The organism is Micromonospora sp. SH-82, assembly GCF_051132485.1.
Classification (GTDB): Bacteria; Actinomycetota; Actinomycetes; order Mycobacteriales; family Micromonosporaceae; genus Micromonospora.
Map to the genome: position 1 here is coordinate 6,009,406 of NZ_CP148049.1, position 21,223 is coordinate 6,030,628.

The window sequence follows — 21,223 nt, forward strand, 5'->3', positions numbered from 1 at the left end:
GACGGTCGTCGGCTGTGGACGAACGGGCGGCTGTGGACAACCGCCTGATCATGCCGGTTCTGTGCTAGGGCTCGGGTACGGGCAGTTCAGCCGCCTCGTCGGTCGGTGCCGCCAGCCGAAGGACCGCCACCCCGACCATCCCCGGTCCGGCGTGCGCGGCGAGCACCGCCCCCGCCTCACCGAGGTACGCATGCCGCACCCGGTCGCCGAGGCGGACCCTGAGCGCGTCGAGCAGCACCTCGGCCCGGTGTGCGGCGGCGAGGTGCTGCACGGCGACGTCCACGTCGTCGTCGCCGGCCGCCTCGGCCACCAACTCGACGAGTCGGGTCACCCCCCGGCTGCCGGTACGCACCTTGTCCCGGACCGCGATCGTCCCGTCGACGAGGTGCATGATCGGTTTCACCGACAGGGCGGTGCCCAGCAGCGCCTCGGCGGCGTTGATCCGCCCGCCCCGGCGGAGGAACTCCAGGGTGTCGACGTAGAAGAAGCTGGTGGTCCGCTGGACGGTGTCCAGGGCGGCCCGGCGTACCCCGGTCGGGTCGGCGCCCCTCTCGGCGGCGACGGCGGCGGCCAGCACCGGGAAGCCCAGGCCCATGCCGGTGGAGCGACAGTCGGCCACGACGACCCGGTCCGGGTCCACCTCGGCGGCGGCGAGCCGGGCCGCCTCGACGGTGCCGGAGAGCCCGGCCGACAGGTGCAGCGACACCACCGCGTCCGCCCCGGCGTCGAGCAGGTCCCGGTAGACCCGGGCGAACTGGTCCGGCGACGGCCGGGAGGTGCTGACCGACACCCGGCGGGCGCTGAGTGCCCGGACCGCGTCGGCGGGGAACGTCTCGACGCCCTCCAGCCCTTCGGCGCCGTTGAGCACCACGGTCAGCGGCACGACGGTGATCCGGTGGGCCTCGACCAGTTCGGGCGGGAGGCAGGCGGTGGAGTCGGTGACGACCGCGACGGGCATGACCGGCACGCTAGTCGATGCGGCGACGGCCCGCCGGGGGCGGCCGACCCGGGCGGAGGGGGCCGGCCGCGACTTCTCGACTCAGACGGCTTCGGCGGGGACCGTCGCGTTGACCGACCCGACGTTGTGGGCCCGCAGGTGCCACCCCCGCAGGTCGTTTCGACGCAGCTCGCTCCAGTGGCAGTTCTGCAGGGAGCCCATCGCCCGGAGCACCACGTGGTCCCAGCCGAGCAGGTGACCACAACCCTGCCGGGCGGCGGCACCGTGGGTGGCCACCACGATCGTGCCGCCGGGCACCGCGTCGGCCGCCTCCCGGAGCGCCGCGCCGACCCGTGCGCCGAGGTCGTCGAGGCTCTCCACCTCGGCCCCCGGGTCGGGGTCGGGGTCGGCGGCCCGCCAACGGGCGTACCCGTCGGGGTGGTGTTCGGCCAGCTCGCTCAGGAGCAGCCCCTGCCACCGGCCGAAGCACCGCTCGCGCAGCCGGGCGTCGGCGCGAACCGGCAGGCCGGTGAGGGCGGCGAGGGCGGCGGCGGTGTCGGCGGCGCGGGTGAGGTCGCTGGAGACGATGGCGTCCGGGCGCAGCGCGGCGAGCAGCGGGGCAGCCGCGCGGGCCTGGTCGCGGCCCCGGTCGTTGAGGGGTACGTCGGTCTGCCCCTGGACCCGTCCGGCGGCGTTCCACTCGGTGTTGCCGTGCCGCCAGACGATCAGCCGGGTCATTCGCCGGTGGTGGTGCCGGACGCCTCCGCGTCGACCAGGTCGCGGTCGACGAACGGGATGGTCGGGCAGTCCTTCCAGAGCCGGTCGAGGGCGTAGAACTCGCGCTCCTCGGTGTGCTGGACGTGCACCACGATGTCGACGTAGTCGAGGAGGACCCACCGTCCGCCCCGCTCGCCCTCGCGCCGGACCGGCTTGGCCTTCTCCGGCAGGCCGAGCAGGCGCTCCTCGATCGCGTCGACGATCGCCTGCACCTGACGCTCGTTCGGTGCGGCGGCGAGCACGAACGCGTCGGTGATGGCGAGCTGGTCGCCCACGTCGATGATGACGATGTCCTGCGCCTTCTTGTCGGCAGCGGCCTGGGCGGCGGCGATCGCCAGCTCGTGAGCGCGTTCGGAAACTGTCACCGTTCTCCTTCGATCAACCGTGCGAGGCTTCAAGCGTCTCACACGCCGCGCCGTACCGACGCGCCCGATTTACCCACATATCGGGGCGAAGGCCCCGTACGGGCAGCTATTTCTCCTGGTACAGGCCCCGTTTGGCGATGTACTGCACCACACCGTCCGGGACCAGGTACCACACCGGTTCGCCCCGGGTGACCCGAGCGCGGCAGTCGGTCGACGAGATGGCCATCGCGGGCACCTGGACCAGGCTGACCGTGTCGGCCGGCAGGTGGTCGTCGGTGAGCTGGAAACCGGGCCGGGTCACCCCGATGAAATGGGCCAGCTCGAAGATCTCCGAGAGGTTCTTCCAGGACAGGATCCGCCCCAACGCGTCCGCCCCGGTGATGAAGAACAACTGGGCGTCCGGCCCGTACTCGGCCTGGAGGTCCCGCAGGGTGTCGACGGTGTACGTCGGCCCGTCCCGGTCGACGTCGACCCGGCTGACCCGGAAGTCCGGGTTCGAGGCGGTGGCGATCACCGTCATCAGGTACCGGTCCTCGGCCGGACTGACCGGGGTGTCCGCCTTCTGCCAGGGCTGCCCGGTGGGCACGAACACCACCTCGTCGAGCCCGAACCGGTTCGCCACCTCACTGGCCGCCACCAGGTGACCGTGGTGGATCGGGTCGAAGGTGCCGCCCATGATCCCGACTCGTCGGTTGTGTTCCGCCACCCGATGATCGTAGGCGCCGTGTCCGGCGTACCGACCCCGGGCACCCGGACCGGCCACCCGCGGTGACCCGCGCCCCACCCGAGGGTCCCCCGTCAGACGGCCACGATCGTTGCCGACGCGGTCCGGGCCAGCAGCGCCCGGCGCAGGTCGTCGTCCTCGTCGACCACCACCCGGCGCAGACCGGGGGTCAGGTCGTCGCGGGCCAGCAGCGCCGCGGCCGACTCCCTGGTGCTCTGCGCCACCGCGTAGCGGGGATAGGCGAGGTGGGCGACCTCCTCGGCCACCCACGGGGTACGCCGCCGCGCCGCAGCCGGCATGTCGGTGAAGTACCGCTCGACGTAGACCGAGGTCAGGTCCGCCTGCTCGGGGGCCCAGAAACCCTTGGCGGCGGCCTCCACGAGACGGTTGGACCGATCGGTGTCCCGGGTGATGATCTCCCACGCCGTCTCCTTCGCCGCCACCTCGGGCAGCGTGGCCCGGCACCGGGCCGCCCACTCGGCACCGTTGGCGCTCGGATCGGCCGCCGCCTCCCGGTCGATCTCGGTCGCCCCCGCCGCGCCGAGGACCACCAGCCGACGCAGCACCGCCCAACGCAGCTCCGCGTCGACGGTCAGCCCCGCCGGCACCTGCCGCCCGGCCAGCCAACCGGCCAGCAGGTCCGCGTCGGTGCCGACGGCGATCAGTCCGTGCGCGGCGGCCAACTGGACGGACCCGCCGGGCGGGGCGTCCGACATGATCCGTTCGCAGGTGCCCGCCGTCACCGCCGACGCCGCGTCCCGGGCGTCGGGCTCCAGATGGCGGTCCAGCAGCGAACGACCGAGCCTCAGGACGTCCTCGACGATCGCCACCTCCGTCTCGGCGGGCAACGCCACCTCGACCAGCCGGACCAGGTCGGCGACGGGGAGTTCGCCGTCGATCACCCCGTCGAGCACCGCCCCCCACACCACCGCCCGGCTCAGCGGGTCGGCCAGCGTGGGCAGGACCGACGGCAGGGCGTCCACCGAGGCCGGGTCGAGCCTGACCTTGGCGAAGGTGAGGTCCCCGTCGTTGGGCAGCAGGAGCCGGGGCGCAGGGGCACCGACCAGGCCGGTGAGGACCGTCTCCCCACCGTCGACCGCCGGGTCGAGATCCAGTTCGTCCTGGATCACGGTGCCGTCGGCGTGGTGCCGACCGACCCGGATCCGGTGCGGACGCAGCACCGGATGGGAGGCGGGGGCGGTCTGCACCAGCTTCGCCCCGACGTACCGGCCCCCGGAGTCCACTGCGACCACGGCCCGTACGGTGTTGACCTGCGCCCGACGCAGCCACACCTCGGCCCAGCCGGTCAGGTCCCGCCCGCTCGCCCCACCGAGGCTGGCCAGCAGGTCGGTGAGGGTGGCGTTGCCGAAGCGGTGGGCCGCGAAGTGCGCGTTCAGCCCGGCGAGGAAGGCGTCGTCGCCGAGCCAGGCCACCAGTTGCCGCAGGACGGCCGCGCCCTTGGCGTACGAGATGCCGTCGAAGTTGAGCAGTCCCTCGGCCGCGTCGGTCACCTCCTGCGGGGCCACCGGATGGGTGGAGGGGCGCTGGTCGGCCGCGTAACCCCAGGCCTTGCGCCGCAGGGCGAAGGTGGTCCAGGCCCTGTCGAACCGGGTCGCCTCGGCGGTGACCCGGGTCCCGAGGTACTCGGCGAACGACTCGTTCAGCCACAGGTCGTCCCACCACCGCATGGTGACCAGGTCACCGAACCACATGTGGGCCATCTCGTGCGCGATCGTGGTCGCCCGGCGTTCCCGCTCCGCCTCGGTCACCACCGACCGGAACACGTAGTCGTCGCGGAAGGTGACCAGCCCCGGGTTCTCCATGGCCCCGGCGTTGAACTCGGGTACGAACGCCTGGTCGTACTTGCCGAACGGGTAGCGCTCGGCGAAGAGCTGGTGGAACCGGTCCAGGCACTGCCGGGTCACGGTGAGGACCTCGTCGAGGTCGGCGTCCAGGTACCCGGCGAGCGAACGCCGGCAGTAGACCGCCAGGGGGATCCCGTCGTGGCTGTCCCGCCGGACGTGCCAGGCCCCGGCCACCAGGGAGAACAGGTACGTGGCGATCGGCTCGGTCGGGGCGAACTCCCACCGCCCGGGGGACGGGTTGGCGGCGAGCGCCCCGTTCGCCGCGACGGTCCAGTTCGGCGGGGCGGTGACCGACAGGGTGACAGGTGCCTTGAGGTCGGGCTGGTCGAAGGCGGCGAAGATGCGCTGCACCTCGTCGAGGAAGGACATCGCGTAGAGGTACGTCTCACCGTCGGCCGGATCGACGAACCGGTGCATCCCCTCGCCGGTGTTCGAGTACGCCATCTCCGCCTCGACGGTGAGCGTGTTCTCGACCTGCAGGCCGGGCAGGGGCAGCCGGTTGTCGGTCAACGTCGCCGGATCGAGGTCGGTGTCGTTGAGGCGTACCGTCAGCAGTCTCGCGGGCCGGACCTCGACGAAGGTCTCGGCCTGCGGTCGCGCCCGGAACCGGATGGTCACCCGGGACCGGAACCGGTCCCCGTCCCCGGTGAGGTCGATGTCCACCTGGTAGGACGTGACGGTAATCAACGCGCCACGCGCGGTCGCCTCTACACGGGTCAGGCTCGACATCCGCTTATCCTGCCCGATGGGGAACCGAACGCGTTCCCCATCACGCTTCATGATGGAGGACGAACGATGAGTCACCACCCCAAGGGCGATTTCGACCTCTCCCGGGCGGTCTGGCAGCGCGCCGAGGGGGACAACTCCGACAGCGCGGTCGAGGTGGCCTTCGTCGACGACCTGATCGGGATGCGCAACTCGGCCGAGCCGGAGGGCCCGGTGCTGGTCTTCACCCAGGCCGAGTGGGACGCCTTCGTCGCCGGGGCACAGGACGGCGAGTTCGACCTGGACTGAATCACCGCGAAGGGGATTGCCCGGCCCGGACCGGGGTAGACCCCCGCGGCCGAGCCGCTCGGCCGGCCGGAACTCCGGTCACCCGCGCGTCAGGAGGATCGGATGGCCATGATCCCGGCGGATCCCAGCCCGGAGAGCAGCCTCGCGTTCCTCCGTGAGGGATACCGGTTCATCGGCGACCGCTGCGAGCGGATCGGCAGCGACGTGTTCCAGACCCGGTTGCTGCTGGAGCGGACCATCTGCCTGCGCGGGCGCCCCGGTGCCGTGTTGTTCTACGACACCGACCGGTTCGAGCGGCACGGTGCCACCCCGAGACGCGGCCAACGGACCCTGCTGGGCGTCGGCGGGGTGCAGGGGCTGGACGGCCCGGCCCACCGCAACCGCAAGGCGATGTTCATGTCGTTGATGACCCCGTCCGCGCTCCGGCACCTGGGTCAGCTCTTCGACGACGAGTGGCAGGCCCGGATCCCGGTCTGGGAACGCACCCGACGGGTGGTGCTGCGCGACGAGGTGGCACGGATGCTCACCCGGGCGGTCCACGCCTGGGTGGGCGTCCCCCTGGCCCCGTCGGCCGTGGACCGGCGTACCGCCGACCTGCACGCGATGATCGCCGCCCCGGCGGCGCTCGGACCCCGGCACTGGCGCGGCCTGGTCGCCCGCCGCCGGGCCGAACGGTGGCTCGCCGACGTCGTCGAGCGGACCCGCACCGGGGCGCTGCCGGCACCGCCGGGCAGCGCCCTGGCCGCCGTCGCCGCGCACCGCGACCGGCACGGACGCCTGTTGCCCCGCCGGATCGCCGCCGTCGAACTGCTCAACCTCCTGCGCCCCACGGTGGCGGTGGACCGGTACGTCGTCTTCGCGGCCCTCGCCCTGCACGAGAACCCGCAGTGGCGGCAGCGGGTCCGGGAGAGCGAGGAGGCCACCGAGTGCTTCGTCCAGGAGGTACGCCGCTTCTACCCCTTCTTCCCGGTGGTGGCCGCCCGGGTCCGGCGTGACTTCGACTGGCAGGGCTACCACTTCCCCCGGGGTCGGCGGGTCCTGCTCGACCTGTACGGCACGAACCACCACCCGGATCTGTGGTCGGAGCCGGACCGGTTCCGACCCGACCGGTTCGCCAACTGGCGAGGCGACAGGTACGCGTTCGTCGCCCAGGGCGGCGGGGAGCACCTCGCCGGACACCGGTGCGCCGGTGAGTGGATCACCATCGAGCTGATGAAGCGGGCGGTGACCACCCTGACCGAGGCCATCCGGTACGACGTACCGCCGCAGAACCTGAGGGTGAACCTGCGCCGGGTACCGACCCTGCCGCCGAGCGGCTTCGTGCTCACCGGCGTACGGGGTACCGGCACGCCCCGTGTTCGCCGTTCCTCTGCGCCCGACGTCGACGAGGTTCAGGATGGATCGCGGAGGTGACGTCGATGGGGCGGGGTAGGCGCGGGCACTCCCCGACAGTGGGTCGGTCCCGGATTCGGGCCGCCGCCGTCACGGTGGCCGGGGTCTTCGTGCTCGTCGGCATCCTCGGCTTCGTGCCCGGCGTCACCACCGGGTACGACGAGATGACCTTCGCCGGGCACGAGTCCGGGGCGAAGCTGCTCGGGGTGTTCCAGGTGTCGATCCTGCACAACGCGGTGCACCTGGTCTTCGGGCTGGTGGGGCTGTTGTTCGCCCGTACCGTGGCCGGATCCCGGGTGTACCTGACCGCCGGTGGTGCCGTCTACCTGCTGCTCTGGCTGTACGGGCTGGTGGTGGAGCACGACGCGGACCAGCCGGCGAACTTCCTGCCGGTCAACGGTGCCGACAACTTCCTGCACCTCGGGCTCGGCCTGGGCATGGTGCTACTGGGGCTGCTGCTCTCCGCCGGAGCCGGTGCCACCGGGGGGACGCTCGACCGGCCCCTCGACCGCCCCTGACGGCAGCCGACGGCCGAACCACACCCCCGACCGCAGACGCCCCGCCTGCTGTCAGGCCGCCACCGGCAGGCGCTTGGCGAAGCAGACGCTGTACGGGTTGTCGACGTACTCGCCGTAGACCGGGATCGGCTCGTACCCGCAGGAGGTGTAGAGCCCGATCGCTGCCGGCAGGTACGTCCCGGTCTCCAGGCAGAGGGTCTGGTAGCCCCGACCGAAGGCCAGTTCCTCCACCGCGACCAGCAGCGCCCGGGCCACGCCCCGGCCCCGGTACGCCGGTCGGACGTACATCCGCTTCAGCTCCCCGGTCACCGCGTCGAGCCGCTGGATCCCGCCGCAGGCGACCACCCGCCCACCGACCACGGCGACCAGGTAGTCGATGTCGTCACGGGTCACAGTGACCTGGCCGTCCAACCCGCCGTCGGCGACTCGCAGCTCGTACTGCTGGGCGGTGACCAGTGCCAGGATCTCCGGGTCGGTGGCGGGGCGGGACTCGATCAGCATTCGGTCACGGTAGGTGGCGTGGATTTCGCGAAGGTTTCCGGCATCCGTCCCCATAACGGCGACGAATGGTCCACCCGGGGTCGCACCCGACCGGCTTGTTGATCACTCTCCGTCGTCGTCAGACGTCGGTTCCGCGTCCGGGTCCCCGGTCGGCTCCGCCTCGTCGGCGGGGCGCTGCCGACGGGCCTTGCGGGCTGCCAACCGCTCCGCTGCCGACTGCCGGGTCGGCTGCTCCTCCAGTCGACGGTCGGTGCCCCGGTTGCCGGGCACGAACTCCTCGCCGGCGAAGAGCGTCGGCTGCCAGTCGAACTCCCGGTCCCCGATCCGGACCAGGTCGCCCGGTTCGGCACCGGCCTTCTTGAGCTGGTCCTCCACCCCGAGCCGGGCCAGCCGGTCGGCCAGGTATCCGACCGCCTCGTCGTTGTCGAACATGGTCTGCCGCACCCAGCGCTCCGGCCGGTCACCCCGTACGGTGAACGACCCGTCCGCCTGGGCCTCGATGGTGAACCCGGCGTCGTCGACCGCCCTGGGCCGGATCACGATCCGGGTCGGCTCCTCCACCGGGGTCGCCGACCGGAACTGCTCCACCAGTTCGGCCATCGCGTACGTCAGCTCCTTGAGCCCTTCGCGGGTGGCGGCGGATACCTCGAAGATCTTCAGGCCACGGGCGGCCAGGTCGGGTCGGACGATGTCGGCCAGGTCCCGCCCGTCCGGCACGTCGATCTTGTTCAGGGCGACCAGGCGGGGGCGGTCGTCGAGCCCGCCGTACTCGGCGAGTTCGGCCTCGATGGCGTCGATGTCGGCGACCGGGTCCCGACCGGGCTCCAGGGTGGCGGTGTCGATCACGTGCACCAGCACCGCGCACCGCTCGATGTGCCGCAGGAACTCCAACCCCAGCCCCTTGCCGGTGGCCGCACCGGGGATCAGCCCCGGCACGTCGGCGACGGTGAAGGTGTGGTTGTCCATCCGGACCACCCCGAGGTTGGGGACCAGCGTGGTGAACGGGTAGTCGGCGATCTTCGGCTTGGCCGCCGACAGAACGGAGATCAGCGACGACTTGCCGGCGGACGGGAACCCGACGAGCCCCACGTCGGCGACGCTCTTGAGCTCCAACACCACGTCGAGCCGGTCCCCGGGCTCGCCCAGTTCGGCGAAGCCGGGTGCCTTGCGCCGGGCGTTGGCGAGCGAGGCGTTGCCCCGGCCACCCCGGCCACCCCGGGCCACCTCGATGGTGGTGCCGACGCCGACCAGGTCGGCCAGGACGGTCCCGTCGGCGGTCTGGACCACGGTGCCGTTGGGAACCTTGATGACCAGGTCCCGGCCGTTGCCGCCGTCCCGGTTCGAGCCCGCGCCACCCTTGCCGTTCTCGGCCTTGACGTGCGGCCTGAAGTGGAAGTCGAGCAGCGTGTGCACCTGCGGGTCGACCACGAGGGAGACGCTGCCACCGTGCCCGCCGTTGCCCCCGTCCGGGCCGCCGAAGGGCTTGAACTTCTCCCGGTGGACCGAGACACAACCGTGCCCGCCGTCGCCGGCCTGCAGGTGCAGGACGACCCGGTCAACGAACGTCGTCACGTCGCAATCCTCTCCTCGGGGTCAGGCCCCACGTGCGCGAACCGGCCCGGTCAGAGGAGTCCGCCGTACCGCCGGAAATGCCGAAGCGGGCCGGGACCCCAGGTCCGCGGCCCGCTTCGCCGGAAAACTACTGCTGCGCCGGTACGATGCTGACGGTCTTGCGACCGCGCTTGGTACCGAACAGGACCGAGCCCGGCGCCAGCGCGAAGAGCGTGTCGTCGCCGCCACGGCCGACCAGGTCACCGGGGTGGAACTTGGTGCCCCGCTGCCGGATGAGGATCTCACCCGCGCTGACCACCTGACCACCGAAGCGCTTCACGCCGAGCCGCTGAGCCGCTGAGTCACGGCCGTTACGCGAGCTGGACGCACCCTTTTTGTGAGCCATCTGAGGACGACCTACTTCCCGCTGGAGATGCCGGTCACCTTGACCTGGGTCAACGGCTGGCGGTGACCCTGGCGCTTGTGGTAGCCGGTCTTGTTCTTGAACTTGTGGATCCGGATCTTCGGGCCCTTGGTGTGGGCCGCGATCTCGCCGGACACCGCGACCTCGGCAAGCTTGGTCGCGTCGGTCACCAGGTCGTCACCGTCGACGAGGAGCACCGCGGTGAGCTGCACCGCGTCGCCGGGGGCACCGACGAGCTTCTCGACCTCGATCACGTCGCCCTCGGCGACCTTGTACTGCTTGCCGCCGGTCTTGACGATCGCGTACATCGGAGGCGGACTCCCTGTCGTTGAGGCTGCTGGCGGTCGTTCCCGCCACGGCACGCCGGTGGTGTGGGCACGGCGGCCCGGGCAGCGAGAACTCGGCACACCAAAGTGCGCCGCAAGATAGCCTACGCCATCGGTGGCCGGACACCCAAACCGCCCACCCCCTGGTCGGCCCGGCGGCCCGGATCGGCGCTCGGCCCGGCCGGTTTCCGGCCCGGCCGCCCTACTTGCGGCAGAGCTGATCCAGGCGCTGCTGGAGCCGGTCCAGCTCGGTCTCGTCCAGCTCGTCGACGTCGGCACCCTTCGCCTCGACCTCGTCGGCCATGTCGGTGAGCAGGGTCTTCAGCGGCGGATCGGTCGCCCTGGTGGACAGCTCCCGCAACGTGGTCCGCCAGCCGGTCAGGGCCTCCTCGGCCCGCTGCCGGGCGGCCTGCGCCCCGGAGGTGTCGTCGGCACCGGTCGCGGCCATCATCAGGCCCAGCTCGTCGACGTACGTCTGCACCGCCGACGACCCGGCCCGCTGAGCGGCCGTGCAGACCTCGGAGGCGCTGGCTCCCACCGACGGCAGGCTCGCCGCCGGGGCGGCCGGGGAGGCACCGGCGGAGTCCGGCGGGCCGGAACCGGAGTCGGTGCAGCCGGCCACGGCGAGCAGGACGAGGGGCGCAACGGTGGTGGCGATCAGGCGACGCATGAGTTCTCCTAGCCGGGGTGACCGGTCAGGCCGGTGGACGGGGTTGGACGATACGACAGGGCCCCTCCCCCGCGGTAGCGGAGAAGGGGCCCTGTCACGATCTTCGACCGTCGGTCACGGGCGGGTACGCCGCCGGGTGCCGCCCCGGCGCGACCGACGCCGACCGTTGCCGTCCGACTCGACCTCGCCGTCGCCGAGCGCGTCCGGGTCGTCAGGGGCGGCGAGCCGGGCCGACTCGCCGGTCTGGGCGTCCGCGACGTCGACGGCCGCCGGGGTCTCCGTCTCGTAGCGGGACAGGTCGTACCCCATGGTGTCGTGGTACCCGGCGTCGGTGCCGACGGCCTCGGTCGTCTCGGCGGGCTCGGCCACCTCGACCACGGTCCGCTCCGACTGGGCACCCCGCCGACCCTTGCGGCGGGACGAGCCACCACCCGTCGACTCGGCCGGGGTGGTGACGGTCGACGCGACGGCCTTCACCCGGTCGCGTTCGCCACCACCGCCGCCCCCACCCGAGCGGGGCTTCTCCGGCACCGGCTCGGTGTGCATGATCAGGCCCCGGCCCTTGCAGCACTCGCAGGTCTCGCTGAACGCCTCCAGCAGCCCCGCGCCGATCCGCTTACGGGTCATCTGGACCAGCCCGAGCGAGGTGATCTCGGTGACCTGGTGCTTGGTCCGGTCCCGGCCCAGGCACTCGGTGAGCCGGCGCAGCACCAGCTCGCGGTTGGACTCCAGGACCATGTCGATGAAGTCGATCACCACGATGCCACCGATGTCCCGCAGCCGCAGCTGACGGACGATCTCCTCGGCGGCCTCCAGGTTGTTGCGGGTGACCGTCTCCTCCAGGTTGCCGCCCGCACCGGTGTACTTGCCGGTGTTGACGTCGACGACGGTCATCGCCTCGGTCCGGTCGATCACCAGGTGACCGCCGGAGGGCAGGAAGACCTTGCGGTCGAGCCCCTTGAGAATCTGCTCGTCGATGCGGTACTCGGCGAAGACGTCGGTCGTCCCGGCGTGCCGGCGCAGCCGCGTCACCAGGTCCGGCGAGACGTGCGACAGGTACGACTCGACCATGCCGTACGCCTCGTCGCCCTCGATGACCAGCTCACGGAAGTCCTCGTTGAACAGGTCCCGGACCACCCGGATGACCAGGTCGGGCTCCTCGTACAGCAGCACCGGGGCACCGCCCTCGGTCGCCTTGGCCTGGATGTCCTCCCACTGGGCCTGGAGGCGCTTGACGTCGCGGGCCAGCTCGTCCTCGCTCGCCCCCTCGGCGGCGGTACGGACGATCACCCCGGCACCGTCGGGAACCAGCTTCTTGAGCGCGTCCCGCAGCCGCTTGCGCTCGGTGTCCGGCAGCTTGCGGCTGATCCCGGAGGCGTTGCCGTTCGGCACGTAGACCAGGTGCCGACCGGAGAGCGCGACGTGGCTGGTCAGCCGGGCACCCTTGTGCCCGATCGGGTCCTTGGTGACCTGCACCAGCACCGAGTCGCCGGAGCGCAGCGCCTGCTCGATCGAGCGGGCCCGACCCTCCAGACCGGTGGTGTCCCAGTTCACCTCACCGGCGTACAGGACGGCGTTGCGCCCCCGGCCGATGTCGACGAAGGCCGCCTCCATGCTGGGCAGGACGTTCTGCACCTTGCCCAGGTAGACGTTGCCGGCCATGGTGCCGGAGGAGTTCCGGGTGACGTAGTGCTCGACCAGGACCCCGTCCTCCAGGACGGCGATCTGGGTCCGGTCACCGCGCTGGCGTACCGCCATCTGCCGGTCCACCGCCTCGCGGCGGGCCAGGAACTCCGACTCGCTCAGGATCGGTGGACGGGTCCGGCGCTGTTCCCGGCCGTCCCGGCGACGCTGGCGCTTGGCCTCCAGCCGGGTGGATCCGGAGACCCCCTGCACCTCGTCGACGGCCTTGCGGGGCTCGCGGATCTTGACCACGGTCGGCACACCGTCGTCGCTGACCCCCTCCGCCTCGCCGGAGCCCCGGCGACGACGGCGACGACGGCGCCGGGTCAGCCCGTCGCCACCGTCCTCCTCCTCGTCGTCGCCCTCCTCGGCGTCGGACTCGGTGGACTCCGTGGACTCGGCCTGGGCCGGCTCGTCGGAGTCCTCGTCCTCGTTGTCGTCGGCCCCGCCCTTGCCCCGGCCCCGACCCCGGCGTCCACGCCGACGCCGACGCCGACCGGAGGCGGACTCGTCGAAGTCCTCGTCCTCGTCGGTCTCCTCGGACTCCTCCTCGGTCGGCTCCTCGACGACCTCGGCGGTCTCCACGGCCTCGGCAGGCTCGGTGTCACGACGACCCCGGCGACGGCGACGGGTCGGCTCGGCCGGTTCCTCGGCGACCGGCGTCGGCTCGACCGGCGTCGGCGGCTGTTCGACCACCCGCGGCGGGGGGACCTCCTCCGGCTGCGGGGCCATGAACAGGACGGTGGGGGCGGAGAGCGCGGCCCGGCGTCGACGGGCCCGCGGCTCGGGCTCGGGTGTTGCTTCGACGGTCCCGGTCGGCGGCACGGCCTCCCCGGCCGGTGCCGGCGGCTCGGCGGGGCCGGTAGCGGTCGGCACGTCGACGGCGGCGGGGGCCGCCTCGGCCGGGGCTGCGACGTCGGCGCCCGGGGAAACCTCACCGGCCCGGCTCTGTGCGCCGGTGGTGCGCGTCCGACGGGTCCGGGGCCGGGTCACCGCAGCGGTCGCCTCGGCCGGCGTCTCGCCGGTGGTCTGCTCGGCCGTCGACACCTCGGTCGGCGTCTCGCCGACGGGCTGCTCGACGGTCGACGGCTCGTCGGACGGCGCGAGGGCGGCGGCCGGCTCGGTCGATGCGGTGCCGGTCTGCGTCACGTCCAGGTCGGGCGGCGTCTCGGCCGGCGCCGCGGCCTTCTTCCGACGGGTACGGGTCACCTTCACCGGCGGTACGACCTCCGCGGAGGCCTCCTCCGCCCCGGTGGCGACCAGCGGCTCCTCGGTGGCCTTCTGGGTCGTGGTGGTCTTGCGGCGGCGGCGCGGGGTCTTCGGCATCGACTCCAGGTCACCGGTGACCGGGGCGAACACCTCCGCCTGGGGGGACTCGCCGCTGGGTGACCCGGTCCCGGTGGAGGCCTCCACCGGGGCGTCGGTCTGCTCCGCCGGACTGACCGGGGTGGCCCGGCGTCGGGTGGCCCGCGTCCGTCGGGGTGGGGCGGGTTCGTCGGCGGCGCTCGGTGCACCGATCTCCGCCGCACCGGTCAGGGTCCGACTCTCGGTCTCCGCTTCACCCGACGGGTCACCGTCGTCGGCCGGGACGGCCGCCTCGGCGGAACCGTCGGTGGTGTCGGTGGTGGGGTCGTCGGCGAGCTCGTCGGCCGGCTCCGAACCGGTCCGTTCGCTGCCCTCGGGCTCGTTCTCGAGCATGGACGTTCTCCAGTTCTGGCTACCCCGGGCGCGGGTGAGCGCTGCCACGCAGGGTCGCCGCAAAAGTTTTCCGCGAGCGCGCAACGTGCACGACCGCCGAAGTCTGCCTACATCGAGCTCCGACCGTCGGTCAGTGCTCGCCGATGGTTGCCCTGTCGCGGTCCGCTTCCAACGGATCCACGATCGCACCCTGCGCGGTCAGCGTGCCCTGCGCCAGGCGGGTCACCCGTGGTGACACCGGCGGCTCCAGGTCGGCCACCACGCGGAGGCCGCTAAGGACGTCATCGGGTCGGACGGAGGGGGTGACCTGCCGTACGACCAGTTCGAGTATCGCACACGGTACGGCCGCGTCCACGGAAGGCGTCGCCACCGGACCCGCCGTATCCATCCGAATCACCGCACCCCGGGCGTCGAACGTCCGGCGTCCCTGCTTGGTCATCCGCTCGACCAGCACCTCGTCGGCGGCGGTGAAGGCGGCCACCGCCTTCTCCAACACCTGCGGGTCGACACCCGGCAACTCGATCCGCCAGTGCGACGCCTCGATCCGATCGGCAAGACTGCCCCCGCCGGCCACCACGGCCTCCAGGACGTCGAGCCCCGGCGAGAGCGCCGCGTCGAGCGCCCGACACAACGCCTCCGGCTCCACCGGCGCCCGGAGTCCGATCTCCAGGTACTCGGCCTCGCTGGCCACACCCGTGGGGGCCGCGCTCGCGTACGAGATCTTGGGGTGCGGGGTGAACCCCTGGGAGTAGGCGATCGGCACACCCGCCCGGCGCAGGGACCGCTCGAAGGCCCGGGCGAAGTCACGGTGCGAGGTGAAGCGCAGCGGCCCCCGCTTGGCGTACCGGATCCGGACCTTCTGGACGACCGGTGCCTGGCCGCCCTCCGGTTGTGGTTTCCTGCTGATCGTCGTGCTCCTCGTTCGGCCCGTCACACCGGTCGTCACGGGCGGCGTCGGCGCACGCGTCGGCCCGACGCACACACCCGAAGACCGACCGCGAGGGGTACGGGACGGTGGCTGGTGGGTGATGTCAGGGGTGACTGGGAACCTTCATACCGTTGCCGTCGACCGGGGTCAGCGGCAACAGCTTCTGGCCGGTCGGGCCGATCTGGATCTCGGTGTCCATCGACGGGCAGACGCCGCAGTCGAAACACGGGGTCCACCGGCAGTCGTCCTGCTCGTACTCGCTCATGGCGTCCTGCCAGTCCTGCCAGAGCCAGTCCTTGTCCAGGCCGGAGTCCAGGTGGTCCCAGGGCAGGACCTCCAGTTCCTCCCGCTCCCGGGTGGTGTACCAGTCCAGGTCCACGCCGAAGGTGGGCAGCACCTCGTCGGCGGCGTCGGCCCACCGCCGGAACGAGAAGTGCTCGCTCCAGCCGTCGAACCGGCCGCCGTTCTCCCAGACCCGGCGGATGACCGCCCCGACCCGGCGGTCCCCCCGCGACAGCAGGCCCTCGATCAGGGACGGCTCACCGTCGTGGTACCTGAAGCCGATCGCCCGGCCCAGCGACCGGTCGGCGTTGATCGCCTGCTTGAGCAGCCTGAGTCGACCGTCGATCACCTCCGGCCGGTCCATCGGGGCCCACTGGAACGGGGTGTGCGGCTTCGGCACGAACCCGCCGATCGAGACGGTGCAGCGGATGTCCTTCGACCCGGTCGCCGCCCGACCGGCCCGGATCACCTCGTGTGCCATCTCGGCGATCTCGAGGACGTCCTCGTCGGTCTCGCTGGGCAGGCCGCACATGAAGTAGAGCTTCACCTGCCGCCATCCGTTGGTGTACGCGGTGACCACCGTCCGGATCAGGTCCTCCTTCGAGACCATCTTGTTGATCACACGCCGGATCCGCTCCGACCCGCCCTCCGGGGCGAAGGTCAGGCCGGTCCGTCGACCGTTGCGGGACAACTCCTGGGCCAGGTCGATGTTGAACGCGTCCACCCGGGTCGAGGGCAACGACAGCGAGACGTTGGTCCCCTCGTACTGCTGGGCCAGGCCCGAGCACATGTCACCGATCTCGGAGTGGTCGGCCGAGGACAACGACAGCAGGCCCACCTCGTGGAAGCCGGAGAACTCCAGCCCCTGCTGCACCATCTGGCCCACGGTGGTGATCGACCGCTCCCGTACCGGACGGGTGATCATGCCCGCCTGGCAGAACCGGCACCCCCGGGTGCAGCCCCGGAAGATCTCCACCGCGTACCGCTCGTGCACCGTCTCGGCGAGCGGCACCAGGGGCTTCTTCGGGTACGGCCAGGCGTCCAGGTCCATGGTCGTGCGCTTGTGCACCCGGAACGGCACGTCCGCCCGGTTCGGCACCACCCGCTGGATCCGGCCGTCCGGGAGGTAGTCGACGTCGTAGAAGCGGGGCACGTAGACGCTCTCGGTGCGGGCCAGCCGCAACAGCAGCTCGTCCCGGCCACCCGGGGACCCCTCCGCCTTCCACTCCCGGACGATCGCGGTGATCTCCAGCACCGCCTCCTCGCCGTCACCGAGGACTGCGGCGTCGACGAAGTCGGCGATCGGCTCCGGGTTGAACGCCGCGTGCCCACCGGCCACGATCACCGGGTCGGCGTCGGTCCGGTCGACCGCCAGCAGCGGTACGCCGGCCAGGTCGATGGCGGTGAGCAGGTTGGTGTAGCCCAGCTCCGTGGCGAACGAGACACCGAACACGTCGAAGTCCCGCACCGAACGGTGCGCGTCAACGGTGAACTGCGGAACCCCGTGGGCGCGCATCAACGCCTCCAGGTCCGGCCAGACCGCGTACGTCCGCTCGGCCAGCACGTCGGGCAGCTCGTTGAGCACCTCGTAGAGGATCTGCACGCCCTGGTTGGGCAGCCCCACCTCGTAGGCGTCGGGATACATCAACGCCCACCGGACGGTCGCCTCGTCCCAGCCCTTGACCACCGCACCCAACTCGCCACCGACGTACTGGATGGGCTTGGTCACCTGGGGCAGCAGCGGCTCCAGACGGGGCCAGACGGAGTTCGTCGCGACAGGGCGCGGCGTGGTCGACGGGACGCTCATGGACCCCAAGGGTACGCGCCCACCCACCGGGCATCACGCCGCACCGCTGACCCGTGACGGGTGAGGCACCGACTGCGACCCTGACCGGCGTCGGCGGGCCGGTCGGATGCAGTTGCCCTGGACGGCAGGGGTACGGCCCGGCGGGCGGACGGGCGGGTTCGTGGCTCTGGCACGCCGGTACTAACCTCGCAACCGGCGCGAGAGGAGATTGCCGCGATGCCGCAGCCGCAGCCGGAATCCGACCGGCCGGCGGAGGGGGCCACCCCGGTGACGGGTCCGGGCCGCGATCCTGCGGCCGCCGACGGTCCGCCGCCGACCCCCGTACCACCGACCGACGGTTCCCGTACCGGGCCGCAGGGCACCCGGGAACTGCCGACGGTGGACGCCCACCCCACCCCGTCCGGGCAGGAGAACGTCCCGCCTGCCGGTCCGGCGCACCGCACCGACCAGCCGCCCACGCCGTCCGACGACCTGCCCGAGCCTCCCGACGGAGGTCCCGAGCCGCGAACGCCGACCGACGGTCCCGAGCCGGTCGCCGACGCGACCCGGGTGGACGTCGGTCCCGAGGCGACCCGGCAGGTCGACGCTCCGGCCGGACCACCCGCCACCGACGGCGGCGTGGCCGACGCCGGACCGGACCAGACCCCCCCGACCGGCCCATCAGGCGTCGGACCAGGCCAGAACACCCCAACCGGCGCCTCCGATGCCGGAACGGGCCGGAACGTTCCAGACGGCACGTCCGGTGCCGGACCCGACCGGACCGTCGTGACCGGGACGCCCGACGCCGGTGCCACCGAGGACCCGGGGATGCCGCGGACCCGGATGTGGGACGGGCCGCCCGAGGAACTGCACGGCGGCCGGGTGAGCGGCTCCGCCGCCGTCCCCCCGCCGACCCCGCGACGCCGGTTCTGGGAGTCCGTCAGGCCGACCCCGCCGCCTGCGCCCCCGACCCCGCCGCGCCCGCAGGCCCCGCCGCCCGAGCAGACCCCGGTGGAGGAGCTGACCCCGGTGGACCCGTGGGCGGGTGCGGACACCAGCGGCTGGCAGTTGCCGTCGACCGGGTACCCCGCCCTGCCCCCGACCACCCACTTCCCCGCCGCTCAGGATCCGGGTCCGCAGCGCCCGGCGACGCCGGAACAGTCCTGGTCCGAGCCGCCGTCCCCACCGCCGCACACCCCGCCGGAGGCGTACCCGCGCACCCCACCGGAGGGTTACCCACGCACCCCGCCGGAGGCGTACCGGCACACCGGTGCCGAGGCGTACCCGTACCCGTCGACCGGGTCCGACCGGCACCCGTCGACGAGGGCGGCCGACGAACCGCAGTACCCGTACCGGCCCGCCGAGCCCTGGCCCTACCCGCCGGCGCAGAGCGGCCCTGCGGTGCCGCGACCGCGTACGGGGTCCGCCCCGGTGCATCCGGTGTCGTCCCCGCCGCCGGCCGCCCGGCCGGTCTCCGTACCCCCGCCGGTGTCGCCCGCACCGCGTCCGGTGTCGCCACCGCCCCCGCCACCGCCACCGAGGCACCCCGGGGGCGACCACCGGCCACCCGGCCCGCCCGCTCCTCCCCCGCGCCGCCGACGACGCCGGTGGCCGCTGCGGATGCTGACGACGTTCCTGCTGACGGTGGCCTGCTGCTGCGGCTGCCCGCTCTACTTCGGCAAGCCCGCCTGGGACCAGTACCCTGCCAACGCCAACCTGCCCGCCGAGGTCGCCGACCTGCGGCTGCGCGACGCCGACGACTCGGTGCGCGAGATGGAGGCCGAGATCAGCAGGGCCAACTGGCTGACCGAGGACACCTTCAGCGGCCGGTACACCGACCAGGCCGGCAAGCAGGTGACGGTGATCGGGGGCACCGGCTTCCGGCCGACCCCGGAGAGTGACGCCGAAGGGGAACTCCAACGGCTCACCGAGCGGTACGCGTTGACCGACGTGACACCGGTGGACTCGGCGATCCGGGGACGGCACGTGCGGTGTGGCACCGGTCGGGCCGGGGAGACCTCAGTGGTGGTCTGCACCTCGGTGGACCACGGCAGCCTGATCACGGGCGTCTTCACCCGACTCTCGCTGCCCGACAGCGCCTCCCTGCTCGGTACGCTCCGCAGTCGGATCATCACAGTGGACCGGACGTGAGAACCGGGCGGCGACCCCCTCACGTCACCAAGCGCGGATCTTCCACCTGAGCCACAATCAGGGCATGTCACGGCGTTGGCTATTCGCTGATCAGTTGGGGCCACACTTCCTCGACGACAGGCGTCAACCCGTACTCCTGATCGAGTCGAAATCGGTCTTCCGTCGGCGGGCCTTCCACAGGCAGAAGGCGCACCTCGTGCTCTCCGCGATGCGGCACCGGGCTGCCGAACTCGGCGACCAGGCCCGCTACCTGCGCACCGAGACGTACGCCGACGGGCTCCGCCAGGTCTCCGAGCCGCTCGACGTGTGCCACCCGACGTCCCGGCGGGCGCTGGACTTCGTCCGGCGGCAGGGTCGGGTGACGATCCTGCCCGCCCGGGGGTTCGTCACCGCGATGACCGACTTCGCCGACTGGGCCGACGGCACCCGGCGGAGCTCCCTGCGGCTGGACACCTTCTACCGCTTCGCCCGGCTCCGACACCAGGTCCTGGTCGAGGGGGCGGACCCGGTCGGCGGCCGGTGGAGTCTGGACCAGCAGAACCGGCGGCCCGCGCCGAAGCAGGCCGGACGGGTGTCGGTGCCGAACCCGCCGACGCCCCGGGAGGACGACATCGACGCCGAGGTCCGGGCCGACCTGGACCGGTGGGAGCGGGAGGGGATCCGGTTCGTCGGCCGGGACGGCCCCCGCCGGTTCCCGGTGACCCGTCGGGAGGCCCAGACCCGGCTGCGGCACTTCCTCCGGCACCGGTTGTCGGCGTTCGGCCCGTACGAGGACGCGATGCTCTCCACCGACGCGTCGATGGCGCACAGCGTGCTCTCGTCGTCGTTCAACCTGGGGCTGCTCGACCCGATGGAGGCGATCCGGGGCGCGGAGAAGGCGTACCGGGCCGACGGTGCCCCGCTGCCCAGCGTGGAGGGGTTCGTCCGGCAGCTCCTCGGCTGGCGGGACTTCGTGTGGAACCTGTACTGGTACTTCGACGCCGGATGGCGCGACAGTAACGCCCTGGCCGCCCGCCGTACCGTCCCGCGGTGGTGGCAGGAGATCGACGCCGACGCGGTACGCGCCCACTGCCTCTCCGACGCCCTCGACGGCGTCCGGAGTCGTGGGTGGGTGCACCACATCCCCCGGCTGATGGTGCTCGGCAACTACGCCCTGCAACGGGGTTGGCGGCCGGACGAACTGGTGGACTGGTTCCACCGCAGCTTCGTCGACGGGTACGAGTGGGTGATGACCGCCAACGTCGCCGGCATGAGCCAGTTCGCCGACCTGGGCCGGATGTCCACGAAGCCGTACGCGTCGACGGGGGCGTACGTCGACCGGGTGAGCGACTACTGCGGCGGCTGCCCGTACGACCCGAAGGTACGTCTCGGCGAGAACGCGTGTCCCCTCACCGCCGGATACTGGTCCTTCCTGCACCGCAACAAGGACCGGATCCGGGACAACCCCCGGATGGCCCGGCCGTTGAAGCAGCTCGCTCAGCTCGCCGACGTGGACGCCGTGGCCGCCCAGGAACGGCAGCGCGGCATCGACCCGCCGTGAACCCGCCGCCCGCCGGGATGCGGGCGGGAGCCGGGGAGTAGACGGGGGCCCGACAACGGGCGGGACGCCGGGATGCGGGCGGGAGCCGGTG

The 21,223-nt window shown here is 72.5% G+C and carries 18 protein-coding genes; 5 read left to right on the top strand and 13 right to left on the bottom strand.

Annotated elements, in window-relative coordinates; genetic code table 11:
* Positions 1-64: 64 nt before the first annotated feature.
* The 5 genes from WHN02_RS26400 to pepN form a co-directional block, all read right to left on the bottom strand.
* Positions 65-958 (bottom strand): DegV family protein, encoded by an 894-nt coding sequence (locus WHN02_RS26400; RefSeq protein WP_434741332.1) that lies wholly within the window; start codon positions 956-958, stop codon positions 65-67.
* A gap of 81 nt (positions 959-1,039) precedes the next feature.
* The gene (locus WHN02_RS26405; protein WP_434741333.1) at positions 1,040-1,675 is read right to left on the bottom strand and encodes a histidine phosphatase family protein; all 636 of its coding nucleotides are present in this window, start codon (positions 1,673-1,675) and stop codon (positions 1,040-1,042) included.
* The gene (gene rsfS / locus WHN02_RS26410) at positions 1,672-2,079 is read right to left on the bottom strand and encodes a ribosome silencing factor (protein ID WP_434741334.1); all 408 of its coding nucleotides are present in this window, start codon (positions 2,077-2,079) and stop codon (positions 1,672-1,674) included. Before rsfS ends, WHN02_RS26405 begins: the two co-directional genes overlap by 4 nt.
* Positions 2,080-2,185: 106 nt before the next feature.
* Positions 2,186-2,785 carry a nicotinate-nucleotide adenylyltransferase gene (gene nadD / locus WHN02_RS26415; protein ID WP_434741335.1) on the bottom strand — a complete coding sequence of 200 codons (600 nt, stop codon included), beginning with the start codon at positions 2,783-2,785 and terminating at the stop codon, positions 2,186-2,188.
* A gap of 92 nt (positions 2,786-2,877) precedes the next feature.
* A complete protein-coding gene (gene pepN, locus WHN02_RS26420; RefSeq protein WP_434741336.1) occupies positions 2,878-5,397 on the bottom strand; it encodes an aminopeptidase N in 2,520 nt (839 codons plus the stop codon).
* Between the two features lie 66 nt (positions 5,398-5,463).
* On the opposite strand from pepN, the gene WHN02_RS26425 reads away from it, so the two are divergent.
* From WHN02_RS26425 to WHN02_RS26435, 3 genes are all read left to right on the top strand, one after another.
* Entirely contained in the window at positions 5,464-5,682 is a 219-nt protein-coding gene (locus WHN02_RS26425) for a DUF397 domain-containing protein (protein ID WP_434741337.1), read from the top strand.
* Positions 5,683-5,784: 102 nt separating this feature from the next.
* A complete protein-coding gene (locus tag WHN02_RS26430; protein WP_434741338.1) occupies positions 5,785-7,095 on the top strand; it encodes a cytochrome P450 in 1,311 nt (436 codons plus the stop codon).
* A gap of 5 nt (positions 7,096-7,100) precedes the next feature.
* Positions 7,101-7,592, top strand: coding sequence for a DUF4383 domain-containing protein (locus WHN02_RS26435; RefSeq protein WP_434741339.1), 492 nt, complete (start codon positions 7,101-7,103; stop codon positions 7,590-7,592).
* 51 nt (positions 7,593-7,643) lie between these two features.
* Here the strand turns inward: WHN02_RS26435 and WHN02_RS26440 are convergent, their stop codons facing one another.
* The 8 genes from WHN02_RS26440 to WHN02_RS26475 all read right to left on the bottom strand — a co-directional run bounded on the left by WHN02_RS26440 (position 7,644) and on the right by WHN02_RS26475 (position 17,462).
* A complete protein-coding gene (locus WHN02_RS26440) occupies positions 7,644-8,093 on the bottom strand; it encodes a GNAT family N-acetyltransferase (protein ID WP_434741340.1) in 450 nt (149 codons plus the stop codon).
* 102 nt (positions 8,094-8,195) lie between these two features.
* On the bottom strand, positions 8,196-9,665 hold the full coding sequence (obgE, locus tag WHN02_RS26445; protein WP_434741341.1) for a GTPase ObgE: 1,470 nt from the start codon (positions 9,663-9,665) through the stop codon (positions 8,196-8,198).
* A 127-nt stretch (positions 9,666-9,792) separates the two neighbouring features.
* On the bottom strand, positions 9,793-10,050 hold the full coding sequence (gene rpmA / locus WHN02_RS26450) for a 50S ribosomal protein L27 (RefSeq protein ID WP_350898952.1): 258 nt from the start codon (positions 10,048-10,050) through the stop codon (positions 9,793-9,795).
* An 11-nt stretch (positions 10,051-10,061) separates the two neighbouring features.
* Positions 10,062-10,376 carry a 50S ribosomal protein L21 gene (rplU, locus tag WHN02_RS26455; protein ID WP_350898950.1) on the bottom strand — a complete coding sequence of 105 codons (315 nt, stop codon included), beginning with the start codon at positions 10,374-10,376 and terminating at the stop codon, positions 10,062-10,064.
* Between the two features lie 220 nt (positions 10,377-10,596).
* On the bottom strand, positions 10,597-11,064 hold the full coding sequence (locus WHN02_RS26460; protein WP_434741342.1) for a hypothetical protein: 468 nt from the start codon (positions 11,062-11,064) through the stop codon (positions 10,597-10,599).
* A gap of 114 nt (positions 11,065-11,178) precedes the next feature.
* Entirely contained in the window at positions 11,179-14,445 is a 3,267-nt protein-coding gene (locus WHN02_RS26465; RefSeq protein WP_434741343.1) for an Rne/Rng family ribonuclease, read from the bottom strand.
* Between the two features lie 130 nt (positions 14,446-14,575).
* Complete coding sequence (locus WHN02_RS26470) at positions 14,576-15,271, bottom strand: TIGR03936 family radical SAM-associated protein (protein ID WP_434744084.1); 696 nt, start codon at positions 15,269-15,271, stop codon at positions 14,576-14,578.
* 205 nt (positions 15,272-15,476) lie between these two features.
* A complete protein-coding gene (locus WHN02_RS26475; RefSeq protein WP_434741344.1) occupies positions 15,477-17,462 on the bottom strand; it encodes a TIGR03960 family B12-binding radical SAM protein in 1,986 nt (661 codons plus the stop codon).
* 216 nt (positions 17,463-17,678) lie between these two features.
* Here WHN02_RS26475 and WHN02_RS26480 point away from each other — a divergent pair, with 216 nt between their 5' ends.
* Together WHN02_RS26480 and WHN02_RS26485 are read left to right on the top strand one after the other, a co-directional pair.
* Positions 17,679-19,592, top strand: coding sequence for a hypothetical protein (locus tag WHN02_RS26480; RefSeq protein WP_434741345.1), 1,914 nt, complete (start codon positions 17,679-17,681; stop codon positions 19,590-19,592).
* Positions 19,593-19,656: 64 nt separating this feature from the next.
* Positions 19,657-21,132: a cryptochrome/photolyase family protein gene (locus WHN02_RS26485; protein ID WP_434741346.1), complete on the top strand. Its 1,476-nt coding sequence runs from the start codon at positions 19,657-19,659 to the stop codon at positions 21,130-21,132.
* Positions 21,133-21,223 lie beyond the last annotated feature (91 nt).

Bases quoted from the DNA above. Each gene is read 5' to 3' on its own strand.
- rpmA (WP_350898952.1), bottom strand. From the start codon at position 10,050: ATGGCTCACAAAAAGGGTGCGTCCAGCTCGCGTAACGGCCGTGACTCA.
- WHN02_RS26485 (WP_434741346.1), top strand. From the start codon at position 19,657: ATGTCACGGCGTTGGCTATTCGCTGATCAGTTGGGGCCACACTTCCTC.
- WHN02_RS26440 (WP_434741340.1), bottom strand. From the start codon at position 8,093: ATGCTGATCGAGTCCCGCCCCGCCACCGACCCGGAGATCCTGGCACTG.
- WHN02_RS26435 (WP_434741339.1), top strand. From the start codon at position 7,101: ATGGGGCGGGGTAGGCGCGGGCACTCCCCGACAGTGGGTCGGTCCCGG.
- pepN (WP_434741336.1), bottom strand. From the start codon at position 5,397: ATGTCGAGCCTGACCCGTGTAGAGGCGACCGCGCGTGGCGCGTTGATT.
- WHN02_RS26475 (WP_434741344.1), bottom strand. From the start codon at position 17,462: ATGAGCGTCCCGTCGACCACGCCGCGCCCTGTCGCGACGAACTCCGTC.
- WHN02_RS26430 (WP_434741338.1), top strand. From the start codon at position 5,785: ATGGCCATGATCCCGGCGGATCCCAGCCCGGAGAGCAGCCTCGCGTTC.
- WHN02_RS26425 (WP_434741337.1), top strand. From the start codon at position 5,464: ATGAGTCACCACCCCAAGGGCGATTTCGACCTCTCCCGGGCGGTCTGG.
- WHN02_RS26460 (WP_434741342.1), bottom strand. From the start codon at position 11,064: ATGCGTCGCCTGATCGCCACCACCGTTGCGCCCCTCGTCCTGCTCGCC.
- WHN02_RS26405 (WP_434741333.1), bottom strand. From the start codon at position 1,675: ATGACCCGGCTGATCGTCTGGCGGCACGGCAACACCGAGTGGAACGCC.
- WHN02_RS26400 (WP_434741332.1), bottom strand. From the start codon at position 958: ATGCCCGTCGCGGTCGTCACCGACTCCACCGCCTGCCTCCCGCCCGAA.
- WHN02_RS26480 (WP_434741345.1), top strand. From the start codon at position 17,679: ATGCCGCAGCCGCAGCCGGAATCCGACCGGCCGGCGGAGGGGGCCACC.
- WHN02_RS26465 (WP_434741343.1), bottom strand. From the start codon at position 14,445: ATGCTCGAGAACGAGCCCGAGGGCAGCGAACGGACCGGTTCGGAGCCG.
- rplU (WP_350898950.1), bottom strand. From the start codon at position 10,376: ATGTACGCGATCGTCAAGACCGGCGGCAAGCAGTACAAGGTCGCCGAG.